General features: G+C 52.2%; 14 protein-coding genes. 2 read left to right on the top strand and 12 right to left on the bottom strand.

Annotated elements, in window-relative coordinates:
• The first annotated feature begins 206 nt into the window (after positions 1-206).
• Entirely contained in the window at positions 207-806 is a 600-nt protein-coding gene (locus AC2TCY_RS07470; RefSeq protein WP_480846545.1) for a GNAT family N-acetyltransferase, read from the top strand.
• A gap of 395 nt (positions 807-1201) precedes the next feature.
• Here AC2TCY_RS07470 and AC2TCY_RS07465 read toward each other — a convergent pair whose 3' ends face one another.
• The 10 genes from AC2TCY_RS07465 to AC2TCY_RS07420 form a co-directional block, all read right to left on the bottom strand.
• Entirely contained in the window at positions 1202-2569 is a 1368-nt protein-coding gene (locus AC2TCY_RS07465) for a sulfatase-like hydrolase/transferase (protein WP_480846544.1), read from the bottom strand.
• A gap of 797 nt (positions 2570-3366) precedes the next feature.
• Positions 3367-4353, bottom strand: coding sequence for a type II secretion system F family protein (locus tag AC2TCY_RS07460; protein ID WP_480846543.1), 987 nt, complete (start codon positions 4351-4353; stop codon positions 3367-3369).
• Positions 4354-4367: 14 nt separating this feature from the next.
• Positions 4368-5336 carry a type II secretion system F family protein gene (locus tag AC2TCY_RS07455; protein ID WP_480846541.1) on the bottom strand — a complete coding sequence of 323 codons (969 nt, stop codon included), beginning with the start codon at positions 5334-5336 and terminating at the stop codon, positions 4368-4370.
• Entirely contained in the window at positions 5333-6724 is a 1392-nt protein-coding gene (locus tag AC2TCY_RS07450; RefSeq protein WP_480846540.1) for a TadA family conjugal transfer-associated ATPase, read from the bottom strand. The genes AC2TCY_RS07455 and AC2TCY_RS07450 overlap by 4 nt, the downstream gene beginning before the upstream one ends.
• A gap of 12 nt (positions 6725-6736) precedes the next feature.
• Complete coding sequence (locus AC2TCY_RS07445; RefSeq protein WP_480846539.1) at positions 6737-7963, bottom strand: CpaE/TadZ family protein; 1227 nt, start codon at positions 7961-7963, stop codon at positions 6737-6739.
• A complete protein-coding gene (locus AC2TCY_RS07440; RefSeq protein ID WP_480846537.1) occupies positions 7963-8556 on the bottom strand; it encodes a TadE/TadG family type IV pilus assembly protein in 594 nt (197 codons plus the stop codon). Before AC2TCY_RS07440 ends, AC2TCY_RS07445 begins: the two co-directional genes overlap by 1 nt.
• A 50-nt stretch (positions 8557-8606) precedes the next feature.
• Positions 8607-9104 carry a TadE/TadG family type IV pilus assembly protein gene (locus AC2TCY_RS07435; protein WP_480846536.1) on the bottom strand — a complete coding sequence of 166 codons (498 nt, stop codon included), beginning with the start codon at positions 9102-9104 and terminating at the stop codon, positions 8607-8609.
• Positions 9105-9119: 15 nt separating this feature from the next.
• The gene (locus AC2TCY_RS07430) at positions 9120-10658 is read right to left on the bottom strand and encodes a TadE/TadG family type IV pilus assembly protein (protein WP_480846535.1); all 1539 of its coding nucleotides are present in this window, start codon (positions 10656-10658) and stop codon (positions 9120-9122) included.
• Between the two features lie 9 nt (positions 10659-10667).
• A complete protein-coding gene (cpaB, locus tag AC2TCY_RS07425) occupies positions 10668-11627 on the bottom strand; it encodes a Flp pilus assembly protein CpaB (protein ID WP_480846533.1) in 960 nt (319 codons plus the stop codon).
• A 137-nt stretch (positions 11628-11764) separates the two neighbouring features.
• Positions 11765-11944 carry a Flp family type IVb pilin gene (locus AC2TCY_RS07420; RefSeq protein ID WP_480846531.1) on the bottom strand — a complete coding sequence of 60 codons (180 nt, stop codon included), beginning with the start codon at positions 11942-11944 and terminating at the stop codon, positions 11765-11767.
• A gap of 536 nt (positions 11945-12480) precedes the next feature.
• Between AC2TCY_RS07420 and AC2TCY_RS07415 the strand changes: the two genes are divergently transcribed.
• Positions 12481-13320: a helix-turn-helix transcriptional regulator gene (locus AC2TCY_RS07415; RefSeq protein ID WP_480846530.1), complete on the top strand. Its 840-nt coding sequence runs from the start codon at positions 12481-12483 to the stop codon at positions 13318-13320.
• Positions 13321-13384: 64 nt separating this feature from the next.
• On the opposite strand, the gene AC2TCY_RS07410 is transcribed toward AC2TCY_RS07415, so the two are convergent.
• The gene (locus tag AC2TCY_RS07410) at positions 13385-14734 is read right to left on the bottom strand and encodes an ATP-binding protein (protein ID WP_480846528.1); all 1350 of its coding nucleotides are present in this window, start codon (positions 14732-14734) and stop codon (positions 13385-13387) included.
• On the bottom strand, positions 14734-15381 hold the full coding sequence (locus tag AC2TCY_RS07405; RefSeq protein WP_480846527.1) for a response regulator transcription factor: 648 nt from the start codon (positions 15379-15381) through the stop codon (positions 14734-14736). The genes AC2TCY_RS07410 and AC2TCY_RS07405 overlap by 1 nt, the downstream gene beginning before the upstream one ends.
• Positions 15382-15406 lie beyond the last annotated feature (25 nt).

Here is a 15406-nt window from a genome sequence, read left to right as displayed (position 1 = left end):
AGGCGGCGATCCTTTTCAAAAAAAAACAACATACCCCAAGGCGTGAGCAGATTTTTCCGAGGGTTTGGCACCGCGAAGTTGCTCAACAATGCCGAGCCTTGGTGCGCTTCAGACACCCAATCCACCTTGCCGCAGTGTTTCATGATTGTACACGCAAGTAGCCGGTACTATTGAAAGCTTAGGGTTTGCTGTGAGACGATATTGACATGACCAATTGGATAGAACCGTTTTCTTCAGAAGGGCAATTCGTCTTGGTCGAGCCGCTCGCTGAAAGACATCATAGCGATCTTTCAGAGGCTGCATCGGATGGCGAGCTTCACCGTCTTTGGTACACGATGGTACCGAAACCCGAAGATGTTCCTGCAGAAATCGAACGCCGGCTGGCATTGCGCGCGGCAGGTTCGATGTTCCCTTTCGCAGTGATCGAAAAAGCCTCGGGTCGCGCCGTGGGAATGACCACCTATATGAACATCGACGCTGCAAATCGCCGGCTGGAAATTGGGTCGACATGGTATCGAAAATCCGTGCAGAGAACATCGCTGAACACCGAGTGCAAGCTGTTGCTACTTCAGCATGCCTTTGAACAACTTGGTTGCATCTGTGTCGAATTCCGAACTCATTTCATCAATATGCAAAGCCGCCGAGCGATCGAACGGCTCGGTGCAAAGCTTGATGGGATTTTGCGATCCAACATGATCATGGCAAATGGAACAGTTCGCGACACTGCCGTTTATTCAATCATCCAGTCCGAATGGCCGACGGTTAAAGCCAACCTCGTTTGGCGTTTGGAACAGGGTGGCCAATAATCGTGTTAAGTTGGGCGGTCGCCCAAACAAGCCCGAGATCTCTAATCCGGTAGTCGGTTTGTGGCGAGTGGACCACAGCAGTCATTACTTCTCACTTATATCCGGTTTGCGCTGGAATGGCCGAATTCTGGGCGCTCCGTCCATTGTTCGCCACTAGCGAATGGAACCCGTCGCAAACGGCACAAAAGGTTCCCAGCATAGGATCAACTGCGGTATCAGGTTGAGGTTCCGGAACTCTGACTGGGTTGAGCCTGTCTACAAAATAGCTAGCGAGGCTTGCGGGCGCCTTTCAATACGTTTGATAGAGAGAACTGAGCCTAATTACAGGCACTTGCCCATACGATGTCTCTTCTGACCTGTCACTATGTGAAGGTTTTCAGAGCCCAACCCGGACTTCACTTGGCGTCCTTCAGGTTCTGAACCAACATTTCAACGTAAAACGATTTCATGTCTTGTTCGACCAGATTGCGATCTGCCACGAAACCCTGCGAGTGCGTCAGCAGGGATTGTCCAAAAGTAAAATCGACCCCTTTCATTCCGGCAGCCTCAAGAAGCGTTGGCCCAACATCAAAATGGCTTGATTTTCCGGAATAGCTCGCACCGTCGCGCGACGGGTCAAGCAACAGGAAAGTCAGAAGGCGTTCCATGCCTTCAAAATGAGACAATACGTCACCGGCGATCACGAGATGATCCGAAAAAATCGCCACGATTGTGTTTTCCGCTGCCTTGGACGCCCGGATCGCCTCTACAAAGTCCAGAACCAACTGGTCCGTGCAATGTACAGCGTTCAGCATGGAGGACGCGTCCGGCGAATATGGTGCGCAACTTGGTGATGGAGTCCCCGTTGGATGATGGGTATCCAAAGTCAGAACAGTCAACAAGAATGGCGATTGGTCTTCGGTTAACCCTTCGTACAATTGCCAAGCGTGGCCAAAGAGCTCGTCATCGAACATCCCCCAACTATGGCGGGACGAGGTTGGCAGTTCATCCAGACCCAGTGCAACCTGGTAGCCGTTGTCGCGAAGAAAACGTCCTTTTCCAGCAAAATCCAGGGAGGCACCACCAATGAACGCTGTATTATATCCAGCGTTTTCGAGGAGTTCAGCCAAGCAGTCAAATGCTTGGAAGGGATTGTCCACCTTTTCCAGGACGGAGTTCCCACCTCGGCGGGTCAAGAGAGGGATGCCACACTGACTGGCCACCAAGCCCCCTATCGTCCAACTCGTCCCTGGATACTGAACCACATTCGAGAACGAGATTGCTTCCTTCTGGAGCTTCGAAAGACCCGGTAAAAGGCCGGGGAATCTGGCTTCGTCAAAATAGGATTGTTCAAGGCTTTCAAGGTAAAGCAACACCACGTTTTTTCGTTCGGACATTACGATATTGACGGGTAAGGTTTGCCGCTGAAGCTCGCTTAAAGTGGCATCTAATCGCTCGGAACTTTTGCCTTGGTTCATATAGTGTTGTGCTATCGCCGAAATCGGAAAGCTAAGGCCAACACAAAGTAGAAGACTGCAGGCCTTGAACACAACGGTTCGTCTGGGCGGGAGCCGGTCAAAAAGGTTATCTGCTACTCTGTTTCGGCCTGCCCAAAGTATTATGAATGGCGCTGCAAGCACGTAAACGGCAAATGCCAGCACTCCGATGGCTTGCGTTTGCCAGGCGATTTTGAGGGTCGATGCATCGAGGTGCGCAAAAAACGCAGCATTAAAAGGTGTACCTTGTATAATAAACGATGCTGAAAGCGCTGCATTGAGCAGCACCAGTATCGTCCCCAAGCCAACTTGAAACACTCGTCCTGCAAATGTGGGCCGGAAAGTGGAAAGTACGAAAAAAGTTAGAAATCCAATCGATAACGCCCAGCGGAATCCTTCGCTTCTGGTGACCGGCCCTATGACCAAAAGCGCAGGTAAAGCCAAGTATAGGAAAAGGACTGTTAGCTTTAACATCTAATACCTAAAACACATCCCACAACTAACAAGTGATAGGCAGGACGCTGAAAAACGCAATAAACCCAAAGACCCATCGCAAATGATCGTGCAAGGAAACCTTGCCGGTATGTATTCAATCGCCGAGTGCCTGTAATAGTCAAGTGCTGCGCCCGTCAGGTAGTTCCAAGCTCGCGCCAACCGATGGGAGCACCCGCGCGGTTTGGCTGATTGCGCCTTGGTTGAAGTGCGATCATTCCGGATAAAAAAATCGTGTTCGTAAACCTCGATAGTGATCGCCTACACCTGCCTTTCAAGAGGCGTGCGCGATGCGAGTGTCTCCGAAGAGTTTGCGCGACAAATGGCTATCTGCCTTAGAGCTGCTTGTGAGGAGATCGCTGAGCCATATGTCGAAAGCCTCACTTCAGAGGGTGAGCATCGGCATAAGCGATATCTAAATCCTCCGAATGCCACGGCCATGGCGCAGACGCCGAGAAGTCCGAGCGCGGGTAGACAAGTGGCCAATGTCGGATAAACCACTCGCCACTAACAAACACCGAGAATCACGCGTTGTGTGATTAGCTGCGCGAGAAATCCTGCCGGTACGCAAAACAGCGTCGCTTTGTGGCTCTTCACCCAAACATGTTAATCCAACGGATCAACATTGGTGCCAAGCAAATCAACAACAAGACGGGCATCATACACATGGCCATTACGGCTGACATTTGCACAGGTAGGCGGTTGGCCTTTTCTTGCGCCCGTAGTTCGCGGTCCAACCTCATGTCAGTCGCAAATCTGCGCAATGAGGCGGAAATGCTGGTGCCGTACTGATTGGACTGCAAAAACGCATTCGCAAACGAATTCACCTCATCAATGCCGACCCGATCCGCCATGTCCAAAAAGGCCACCTGCCGTTCCTTGCCAGCTTGAAGTTCCAATTGAAGAATTGAGAACTCCTGCGAGATTTCCGGGGCCGCATGTGCCAGCTCGTGCGACACGCGGACCATCGCCGCATCAAATCCCAACCCGGCCTCTATCGCCACTTGTAACAGGTCCAGTGCATTTGGGAGGCTGTGTTCGATTGCCTGACGGCGCTTGTTAATCCGGTAACGCAGCCAAAGGGCGGGGCCATAAAACCCAGCAACCATCAATACTGTCACGATCTGCAACGCGGTCATCCATGTGATACTTTGCAGATAACTAGCGATCCCAAGTTGAACTTGCGTTTCAATTGGCAAGGCCAACGCAATTACGAAAGCTGCCGGAAGGATGAATCCAGTAACCACACGGAAGAAATAAAACGAACGAATGGCATGCTTTCGTTGAATTCCCGCCTGTTTCAGCAACCTTCCGATTTTGGAACGTTCCTGTCTCGACGTTGGTACAAATGCCTTGAACAAACCATGCGGGTCACTGTCATCACCTTGAATGAGGTCAAAGTCCTGCCCGTGCGCCTGTGAAACTGACCCAACGCGCATGCGCCGCGCCGCTGTGTTGTCACTGGCAGTCATGCCCGAAAGACCCAGGACAACAAAGAAAACGCTAACAGCTATACCGGACAGCAGAAGAAACTGCGGGGGAAGGCCTTGGTCGTTCAGAATGTTTTGAATGGTATCCATATCTCCGCTCGCTTCTAAAACTTGAATTTGACGAGCCGCTTCAAGAGCAACCCTTGAGTAATCGTCAGGCCGATAATCACGTAGGCAAAAAACGGAAACCACGGGTCGCTGCGAACGTCGCCATAGAAAGTTGGTGTGGAAAGTTCGATCGAAAGATAAATAATGACCGGCAAAATCGTAAGTATGAGGCTGCTCAGACGTCCCTCGGCAGAAATGGCCTTGATTTTCTTCTGCATAATCTGACGGTCACGGATGACCTGGGACAGAATTCCCAGAATTCGTGCGAGATTGCCGCCGGTCCCATGCTGGATGCCGATACTGACTGCAAGATAGTTCGCATCCTCGGTTCCAACGCGCTTTGCAAAATCGTGAAAGGCGGTCGCGACGTCATCGCCATAATTGATCTGATCTTGAATAAACCCAAATTCCGAGCCGATGGGGTCTGGCAGATCCGTGGCGACATTTCCAACCGTTACGGCCACGGGGTGACCAACTTTGAGACCCCGAGCCATCAGGTCCAAGGCATCTGGCAGCTGTTTCGTCAATTTCTTTGACCGGTTTTCTTTCATGGCAATCAGCACGATTATCGGCAGGACCAAGCTGACAATTGCGCTCAGGGCCGCCGCGAGTTCCGGAGCAATGAAGCGGGATGCACCAACAAAAACCGCCGCTGCGAGGATTGCGGCAGCAGAGACAACCCAAATGGGGCTAATTGCCAACCCCGCTTGAACCAGTAGACGGCGAAAACGGGCGATCAATCCGGGCCGGTCACCCGCGGCCACCATTGCGGGATCCCGCAGCAACTGCAGAACCTGATCAGTTGAGGCGCCGCTTTGAATCATCTTCATGCGGCGGTTTCGCGCTTCGCTAAGAGTCTCTTTACGCAAGAGCAGCTGGTGCAACCCCTCATATGCCAGCAATATGCCTAGAAAAATTGCAATATAAATCAGAATATTCAGTGTGTTTGGCTGTAAGTCGATCATGATGACATAGCCCCGCGAATAAACATGTTGGTGTCCACATCAATTCCGGCTGAAACCAGTTGATCGAAACATTTCGGTCGGATGCCGGTGGGTAGAAACTCTCCCAGAACTTCTCCGTTCTCTGACTTCCCCCGGCGCTTGAAGACAAATATGTCCTGCATTGTGATTGTGTCGTCTTCCATGCCCGTAATTTCGGAGATGCTGACGACTCTGCGGGTGCCATCGCTGAGGCGGCTGAGCTGCAACACAATATGAATGGCCGAAGCGATTTGAGATCGGATCGTTTTTATCGGCAGGTCGGCCCCCAGCATTGTCACCATCTGTTCGACCCGGCTCAGAGCATCACGCGCCGAGTTCGCGTGAACGGTAGTCATAGACCCGTCGTGCCCTGTATTCATGGCCTGGAGCATATCAAAACACTCGGCACCGCGAACTTCTCCGACGATAATGCGATCAGGACGCATCCGAAGGGCGTTACGGACAAGATCACGCTGAGTAATAACGCCCTGCCCCTCTGAATTAGCAGGGCGGGTTTCAAGCCGGACAACATGGCTTTGCTGAAGCTGCAGTTCGGCTGCATCCTCAATTGTCACAATACGCTGTTTGCCATCGATGAACGATGAAACGGCGTTCAGCATGGTCGTTTTGCCCGAGCCGGTACCCCCCGAAATAAGAACATTGAGCCTCGCTTCCACCAACGCTTCGAGAAGCTTCGCCGCTTGGTCATTCATGCTGTTTCGCTCGACAAGCCGGCTTATTGTCAACGGGTTGCGAGAGAATTTGCGGATCGACAATGCAGGCCCATCGACTGAACAAGGCCGAATGATGGCGTTGACCCGGCTGCCGTCTTCCAGGCGGGCGTCAACCCAAGGCTGGGATTCATCGATTCGACGGCCAACTTTGCTGACGATCTTGTCAATAATCCGCAGCAGGTGTCGTTCGTCGCGAAAACGAACAGTTGACGGCTCCAGTAAACCAAAGCGTTCAACGTAAACCTTGTCGTATGAGTTGACGAGGATGTCGTTGATGGTTGGATCTTCCAGCAGTGGCTCCAACGGCCCCAATCCCATGACTTCGTGGATGAGCTCTTCGACAAGTGCAGTAAAGGCTTCTGACTTCAGGTGCAGGCGTTCAGCCTCGATCAAACCTGTTACAAGGGACGCGATCTGGCGCTTCAATTCGGACCGTTCGACCTTGTCGATGACAGACAGGTTGAGCCGGTCAAGAAGTTCGCCGTGCAGGCGGCTTTTGAGCTCCAGATGAGCCTGCAGATCTGTGTCTATGGGTTCAGGGGTCACCTTGGTTTCGGGCAGATTTTCAATTGGCCGTTCCAGCGTAAGCACATTCGATTTAGACGCTGCCCTGCGTGATCTATATTCGTTGAACACGGTGATCTCCCTTTAATTGTTCTTTGTCGCCGCAGGCTGTACGTCCGCCATTAAGGCAGTAGCCAACTTTGCCAACGCTTTTCCCAGATCCGATTGCGGTTTCATGTCGACGATCGGACGTCCAAGATCCACGGAATTGCGGGCCACCTTCGGGTTGTCCGGCAACCAATGTTTCAATTTTGTTTCCAACACCTTCTCGGCTTCGCGAACATGTGTTGGCTTGATCATTGTCCGCCGCTCGCGGTTGACGATGATTTCCATTGGCAGCCCAACATTTGCTTCACGGAAAAAGTCGATCAGACGCCTCGCCTGGCGGACGCATGGCACGGTTGTTTCGGTAACCAAGGCAAGCTGGGTCGCGCGCTTGAATATGGGTTCGACCCATTCCACAACGGCACAGGGAAGATCTATCACAATATAGTCGTACCGACGCTGAAGCACGTCGAGCATACCTTCGATTAGGTCCGGCCGCATCGACTGAAGCGGAACCAACGGAGCAGGCGCGCACAAAACATCTACACCCAGAGCATGGCTTTGGAGTATTGAAGACAAAAAGTGATCGTCGGGCTCTTCAGCGTTTTCTATGAATTGCAGAAACCCTCCATTGTCTTCGATATCCAGAAACACGTTTGCGTTTCCGAACTGGAGGTCAAAATCCAACAGGGCGACTCGACTTTTTTCGGTTTTGCGGAAAATGGATCCTTTTCCGCCCACCAGCGAGCACGCAAGATTCACGGCAACAGTTGAAGCGCCTACACCGCCACGAGATTTCGCCACCGGTATCACTTTGCCAAGCGCAGATGATCCATCCAGGACTAAAGTTTGTGGGACAGTGCGCGCGCTAAATCTTTCGCTGATCGTTGCTTTCAGCTCCTCGCCGTCAATCGACAGGGGAAGAACCTCGTCAATGCCAATTTTCAGCAACTCTCGCGCCTTAGTGATCGAAAGGTCATTCTGTGTCAGCGCGACAAATAGCGTGTCGTCGTTGCGATGTGCCAGCAACTCCTCGATAGCTTGCACTTCACCCAGATCATCAGGGTTGATTTCAAAGATTACTAAGTCATGTTTGAACGCAAGTTGAAGGGCAGTTCCGTTCAAGGCTTGGAAAGAAGTCGCGTTTTCGGTGATCTTGTTGTTTTTTTCGGGCGGAAAGACGTCAGCGACAATCTGAGCGATGCCCTCCCTTTCGGAAACAAGCATGACCGAATGTGACTTCAGATTGGAAACGTTATGATCCATTATCCTGACTCTCCTAGTGCAAGGTCTTCAGCAGGCAGCGAGACGCTGAAATTGGAGTAACCGGCTGTCGAAGATAGTGTGCTGTTGGTTGCGCCTGCGGCGTTTGCCAGCGCGGCCAGCGGTGACACGAACTGAAAATCATTAAGGTTCAATTCGACTGTGACCATGGGTGTGTAAGGGCCACCCAGAAAGCCCAGATTGGAATCAAAGGCGTATGAGAACTGCATCACGTCGATCGTGGTGCCAGGTGGCAAAAGCGGATTAATGCGACCCCAGATTTCTGAGGCGGTGGCGTTCGTGGCGACACCCGCGCAGGAAATTGTTCCAACGTTGGCACACACTCCGGCAGAAGCATTGCAGGACGTACCGAAACGTGGGGCCAGTGTAGACGTCCCTCGCTGATGGGTTTGAGGAATACCTGCACACGCCGCAGGTCGAACAACTGCAAGGCGCACAGCTAATTGCGCGGCTTTTTGAGCGTTCACACCGCTGTAGGAAAGCCGGCCGAAATCCAGCAACGCCAGAAACAGGAAAGAAAATAGCGAAACAACCAGAGCGAACTCGACGAGAACACCACCGTCCTGGCCGCGCATGAATCCTTTTCCGACGTGGCGCAATTGTGTGTGTATAGTTGGCAAACGTTTCATTGACCAAAAATCCGCGATGTATCAGCGACGTCAGTCGTCACCGATGACGCGTTGCTGCCGAAGAGCGACAAGAGGCCACCCATCGGGAATTGAATAGTGATGTTTGCACTGACCTGGCCTACAGGGGCCGGGTTCATTCGGTAGGTACCGGAAACGCAGGACAGACTAGGAGTGACTGAGTTTACGGATATGCTGGACGGGAACAGGTTGTTGCCGTTGATGTCTTGTTCCACGATGCCTTTTAGCGTTGCGGTAAGACCTGTGACAGAGCCACCTGACGTGCAGATGTCGGCTGGCGTGACTCTGGACAGGTAGCGGCTGGCATCCCGAACGCCCGCGATGACCGACTGGTATGACCACATCAGACGAGCGGATTCCAATGTCACTGCCAACATCAGCAACATGACTGGCATAACAAGACCAAATTCCACGATGATCGCGCCATCGTCATTCTTGGCGAAATGTTTGAATGGGGTTGTCAGGCGTATTTTCATAAAACTACGCCCCCCTTATCGGTACAACTGTACGAGGTCGCGAAAGATACCGCCGAACCCATTGCCGCCGCTGCCGACGCCAGTAACGTCTGGGAAGCCTACGACCTCGCCATGGATGTCAAAACTGGGGGGCGAGCCACCGTTATCGCCCACCGGTTCGGTCAGGAACACGGCGACAAATTTTGTGACCGGAACTCCGCTCGTCGAACCAGACACGGGGTTTTGGGCACAATCGACGCCAGCGGCTGTCACAACGCGTCGTGCCGGATCGTTTGACATACGGCTCGAACACATTGGGCGGCCGGTTTCCGCAAGCGAAGGGTTCAGAATGGCGTTTGCGTTTGGTGCTGCATGAGGGTTCGTGTTTCCGTAAGCGATTTCCCTGAGGTACATCCCGTACCGCGTGCCGGCAAAGACGGTGTCCGATCCGGACAGCGAAGGCAGATGCGTATCACTGCCAAGACCGTCTGCAATGCCGTCGGCCAGATCGTGGTTTTGATTGAGGTAGCCTGTGCGGTTCCAATTGCCGTCTCCAAATCGGTTGTTGCCGCCGCAGGTACCTGCACTCATACACAGATCGCGACCTAGGGCCATCGTATCGGGTGTCAGTTGTTCATTACCTTGAATGCAGGCACCGCCACCGTTCTTTTCGATCCCTTTAATTACATTCGGTGCTGGGGCAAAATCGACGTTGTTTTTCTCTCCGTTGAGAACGGAACGATAAATGTCAAAGCGTACGTTGAACGCAGCATTGGTGATGCCGACTTTCTGACCGGGCTCCGTGTCCAGACCGTTGGTCAGGATGCATTGTGTAATCTGGTCCTGCGCCGCGATGAGGCAGGCCAGCTTATTGCCGCCCTCATCTGCGCAAACACCCGAGGTGTCTTGAAATGTCGCCAGATCAATGAAGCCGAAGTTGCCCGGCCCCCAGGCAGTGCCATTGCCGCCGCTGCGGAGCAGGATCTGATCGCCTACAGTCAGCGTGGTCTCCCAGTTGGGCGGCAGGCAGAACATCAGAGGTGAGATATCGCAGGCTGCCTTCGAATATCCTGCCACAGCCTCAGCTGAAACGCTGGCCGCCGAAAAACCGCTGCCTCCAAGTAGCCTGTCCAATGCCGACGCAAGACTCATGTTGAGCGATTTTGGAGTTAGAACAACCTGCGCAAACTTGGCTTTCCTTGGGTCCGTGGTGACATTCGCACCGAGCGGGGCCAAATCCGAAGCTGGTAGCGCAGAATGGAACGTGAGCGCGTAATCAGCCGCCCCCGAAAGGGTAGTTGATCCCGTGGCAAAAGTCTGGCTGTCGCTGATCAGGTTGGCGGCAGCATTCGTCGAACGCGTTATCGCATCAGGTTGCCCGTCCAACTCACCAGCTGCGGCCAAAGCCACATTGTCAGCAAAGGACTGAAGTTCCGCATGCGTCGAGTTTAAGCGGCCGACATCCAATGTGATCGCAAAGAAGCCAAGAAACGCTACAAATGCCGTGCCCCAGAGGATCGCGACGGTGCCGCACTCTTCTTTCGCAAATTTGGATATGATCGTTTTAGTAAACATGGCGAGGACTTACTGCCCGGAACGCTGGCTGACTTCGATCGGACGAGATTTTGGTTTGACGCCGGGCGTCACGACCGCAGGTGCCAGCTGAGCGTCCGTCTGATTGTTAATTTCCAACCCACCGACTGGTTCAGATTCTGTCGTTGTCTCGGATTCAGGGCGCTTTCTCTGGATGGTTACAACTTCGGTTTCCGTCCCGCGGCGCAACTTTACGGTTGGTTGGGCCTCTACCTTTTCTACAGGGCCCTCTTCCTGCAGCAGATCCCGCAAGCGAACCATTTCCATGGGCTCGTCTTCAACACCATCCAGTGTTCTCAGGGTCAAGTTGAGCGTTCCGGCTCTTTGAGCCAGTGCCAGGCGTTGACCTTGTTCAGGCGTCACCTCAACCGTAATCGTGCGGGCGACTTCGGGCTGATCGCTCAACTCTTCGGACTGTTGGTCCACGCCGATCACGCGAATGTTTTGCAATATGGTTACGGCGCTCAATTCCATCTGTGCGCCTTGCGTCAAAACAATATCCACGCGATCACCGGGAGTAACGAAACCACCCACCGCAGTAACCGCATCAACCTCAATGGCCATGGCGCGGGTGTTCTCTCCCAGTTTCTGAACCAGTGTGACTTTTTCACCGAAGTTCGAAACTTTGGACATCAGCATTACCTCACCCGGGTAAAAACGGCCCTTTGCGCGGCGCAACTGTTTGCGGCTTTCAGGAACAAGTACGTCGATCTGGGTGAAAACGCCGGCTGGTAAAGCCTCGCGCGGCCAAGGGTATATCGTGACGTGGTGTTTTTCGATCATCTGGCCAAAGGCTATTTCGGATTTGGCAACGTAAATCTCGACCAAATCCGCATCCAGCGACACACTGGCGGATTTGGGTTTGAACTGAATGTGATCTTTCGCCAGGAAGACGGACCCGGAAGCAATTGCAATTCCGAAGAGTGTTGTAATGATTGGTCTGACACGCATATCTGACTCCAAAAGTTACGCTTTCAAATTCTGGAACGTCGGTATTCCTGCGTTCTCGAAAATCCCGGCGGTAACTTCTGCGCCGCTACAGTTTGACGGCGGCGCAGAATTCTTTCTTGCTAAGAAGAGGCTGCACTTTACGGTGTCGTAGTGGTGCAGGTTGCGCTACCCAATGCGCCACATGCACTAGTCACGTTGGCGTTGGTTTGTGTACCAAGATACGTGAATGCACCAACGGCAATCGACGCGACGACCAAAAGGGCGAGGCCGTATTCTACAATTGCCGCTCCGCTTTCGCTCTTAACAAACTTTTTCATGAATTTAGTCATGTATCCCCCGAAAGGTTAGATTGATTTCGGCGTTGCGAGATATTGCAACGCGAGCCAGGCATTTATTGCAGCAGCTCTTCAATCACCGTAATTGCGCCAAATACACTCGCCTTCCGTCAATAGTGAAAGTAATGCAGCTATGAAGTGTTTTGTTGGTGAATGAAGCATCCTTAAGAAGAAATATGTGAACCTCGCATTAACGGGTTATTAATGCAAAGCGAATCGCTGAAATTAGAAACAATGGACATTATGGACTCCTAATTGTACGGAAAGTTGATCTAACTTTGAGTTGATAAAATCGACAAAAGGAGCAGGTTAGAAGAGAGTATTCCGAGATTGCGCTCAAGTTAAATTATTATTAAACAATAGCTTGCGAGAATCGCAATGACCGCCCCGCTGTGCTTCGACCTATGGAAGAGGTCATAAAATCAGTTGCTGACGCGACCATAGCTGAACAAGTTTGTGATTGTAGTGAGGGTCGCACGAGTTCGGCTGAAGTTTTTTGAGTAAACGGTCAATTGGTTATGAGTGTCAGCTTTCCAAAAGGCGCCAACGCGCAGAGTAGCTTGAATTTCGTCGTGGAATGGATGCAAGCGCTGAGTGGTAATAAACCCTTTTCAAGCGTCCTCAGTCATTTAATTCATTTGCTAAGTGCCGACGCGGCTTTAATTGCACGAACTTCAAAAACGAACCAGAAAGTCAAACATATTGCCCGCTGCTGTATTCAAGAGGGGAAGATTTGGCCTTCGCAACCCCAAACGCAAGTAGAATTGGTTATGGGGGAATGCATTTCTACCGCGAAAGCCGGTTCAGTTTGGAAATTTTCAGATATGGTAGCTGCAGAAAATGTGTCGATGCCCAGCTATCAGGATCAAAAGCTAAGTGGCTTTGAGGAAGTGATAATAGTTCCGCTTGAAACAAGCGGTGGGAATGTCGACCATCTTGAATTGCACTATAGGCATAAACCCAAAAGTCACGATCTGGATCTATTGATAATATTGGCTTCAACACTTGCGTCCGGTTGGAGCAGACGATTACCGGGCTCGGTTTCTGCCAATTCTGAGCGGGTCCGAAATCACCTTCTGAATGAGGTCAATGGCGATAGCTGTGTTCCTGTCCTTGATCCTCGTAACCCCGCGGAACTTAGCAGATGTGAATTCCGGGTGTGCGCGATGATGAAAGAAGGAATGACGGTCAAGATGATCTCGGATACGTTGTCTGTCGGATCGGCAACAATCCGTTCGCACCTCAGCTCAATATTTTCCAAGACAGGGGCTTCAAATCAAGTCGAGTTGCTGCATCTGCTGAACCGAAAGGCAGAATCTGGAAGTGAGTCTGTGCGCTCTGCAGGTGGAAAAGTTTAGAGCAAAGTTCTGAAAAGGCTGAAAGGCCGTCTAGGCGGGTTTACAAAGTTTCAGAAGGGGCGCCTTAAATTGATTTTCTATTAGGCCCTGCAGGTATCGCCACAAGAATTTCCAATCCCCCAAGCGTTTTCGATCTATCCAATGTGAGCTTAGCGCCGTAGGCGTTCAACAAGTCAACTACGATCGCCAACCCCAAACCGCTGCCCGCAACCGATGTGTCCAGGCGACCGCCCGACCGCAGCGCTTCTCTGCGGGAGTCTTCCGGTATTCCCGGCCCGTCGTCTTCAATTCGAATCTCAATACTTTGCTCTCTACGCCAAGCCGAAACCCGAACCACCTTGTCGCACCATTTGACGGCGTTATCCAACACGTTGCCCATGACTTCTTCGATATCCTGTGCGTCCATTCGAACCCAAAGATCGGGTTCACACATGACTTCAACCGATTTATTTTCCCTATCCGCCGTGACGGTGAACAATCGTACAAGCCGTTTTATGGAGTTTGACAAGTCCGTTCGCGAATGTGTGAGCTCCGCCGTGTTCATCGCCCGCATTCTTGCCAACGACCGACCAAGCTGAGTGTCAATCCGATCAAGAGCCTCTTTCGCGATTTCGGTTTGAACACCTAAATCTGTAAAGTTGACCAATTCATTCCGCAGGATGGATGCCGGGGTTTTCAGAGCGTGGGCCAGATCAGCCGCTTGCCTACGGGAACCCGATACAATGTCCCGGTTGCGTCGCAACACTTGGTTTAGATCATCGACCAATGGAGAAACCTCTCCGGGGTAATCTGAAGGGTTGAGGTCCTCATCCGTTTCCCAACGATGGGCCACATCCGTCTGCAACCGGCGAAGCGGTCCCTGAATAACTGACATAAGCAACAGTGAACCGGCAACTCCAATCAGCCCGACAAGGCCGAACACCGGCAGCAAGTTTTGCTGCGCTGCACGCCGTTCTCCGATCAACTGGGCCTGGCTCTCTGCAACGCTTACACCCCAAACGGTTCCGTCTTCGTAGGTAATTTTCTGATACGCACTTCGTATTGCTTCGTTGTCAGGCCCAAGGGTGTTCCAGAGGGTCAGGACATCCAAATCCCCTTCGGGCTCGTCTATGGTCTCATCGAAAAGCGATGCGGATGTGAAAACATCACCGTTATTTCCAGTGACTTGCCAATAACGCCCGGAATACGGAGATCCATAAGCGGGGTCGAACATCAGATCTCGCAAAGCATCGGGATCATTCGTAGTTACACTTAAGCCAACGACAAGTTGTGTGTGCCGCTCTAGCAGAGTGGTGTCGAAACGATCCGATACTCTGGAGTCAATATAAGAAAAAACCGCGAGCGTGCCCACTCCGACGGACACTGCTCCGGTCGCTATTCCCGCCAGCAATGCCCGTTGACGCAGTGACAACATCAGGCTGAGTTAATCATATATCCGCGACCGCGCACCGTAGTGATAAGGTCTGACCCCAGTTTCTTGCGCAAGCGGGTAATGAATACGGCAATAGTGTTTGAATCTCTGTCCCCGTCATACTCATATATATGCTCTGACAACTCGGTTCTTGAGATCATCCGCCCGGCATTATGTGCCAGGTATGTGAGCACAGCGATTTCCTGAGCAGTCAGATCAACTGGAATCCCATCTGCCGTCACCCGTCCGTTCCTGGTATCCAGAATGACATCTCCCATCTCGATCACCGGGTTCAGTTGCCCACTTTGGCGTCGCAGGATCGCACGCACACGCGCCGCCAGCTCGGCCATATGAAATGGCTTGGTCATATAATCGTCGGCACCTGCGTCCAGACCGTCAACGCGCTGACTCCAGCCATCTCGGGCCGTTAGGATCAGCACCGGTGTTTTGACACCTGCACCTCGCCATTCACGTAGCACGGATATACCGTCGCGATCGGGCAAGCCAATATCGAGAATAATCATGTCATACGGTTCGGTCGAACCCATGTGAAGGGCGTCAATACCGCTGTGAACAACGTCCACAACGCGCCCTTCAGCGTTCAGCAGCTTTTTGATCTGGCCGCAAAGGTGCGGCTCGTCTTCCGCCAATAAAACTCTCATACTCTGAAACTAT

It is taken from the genome of Ruegeria sp. HKCCD7181 (genome assembly GCF_057221055.1).
The sequence above is the reverse complement of the archived record's forward strand: the minus strand, read 5'-3'. Positions and strand labels throughout refer to the sequence as shown.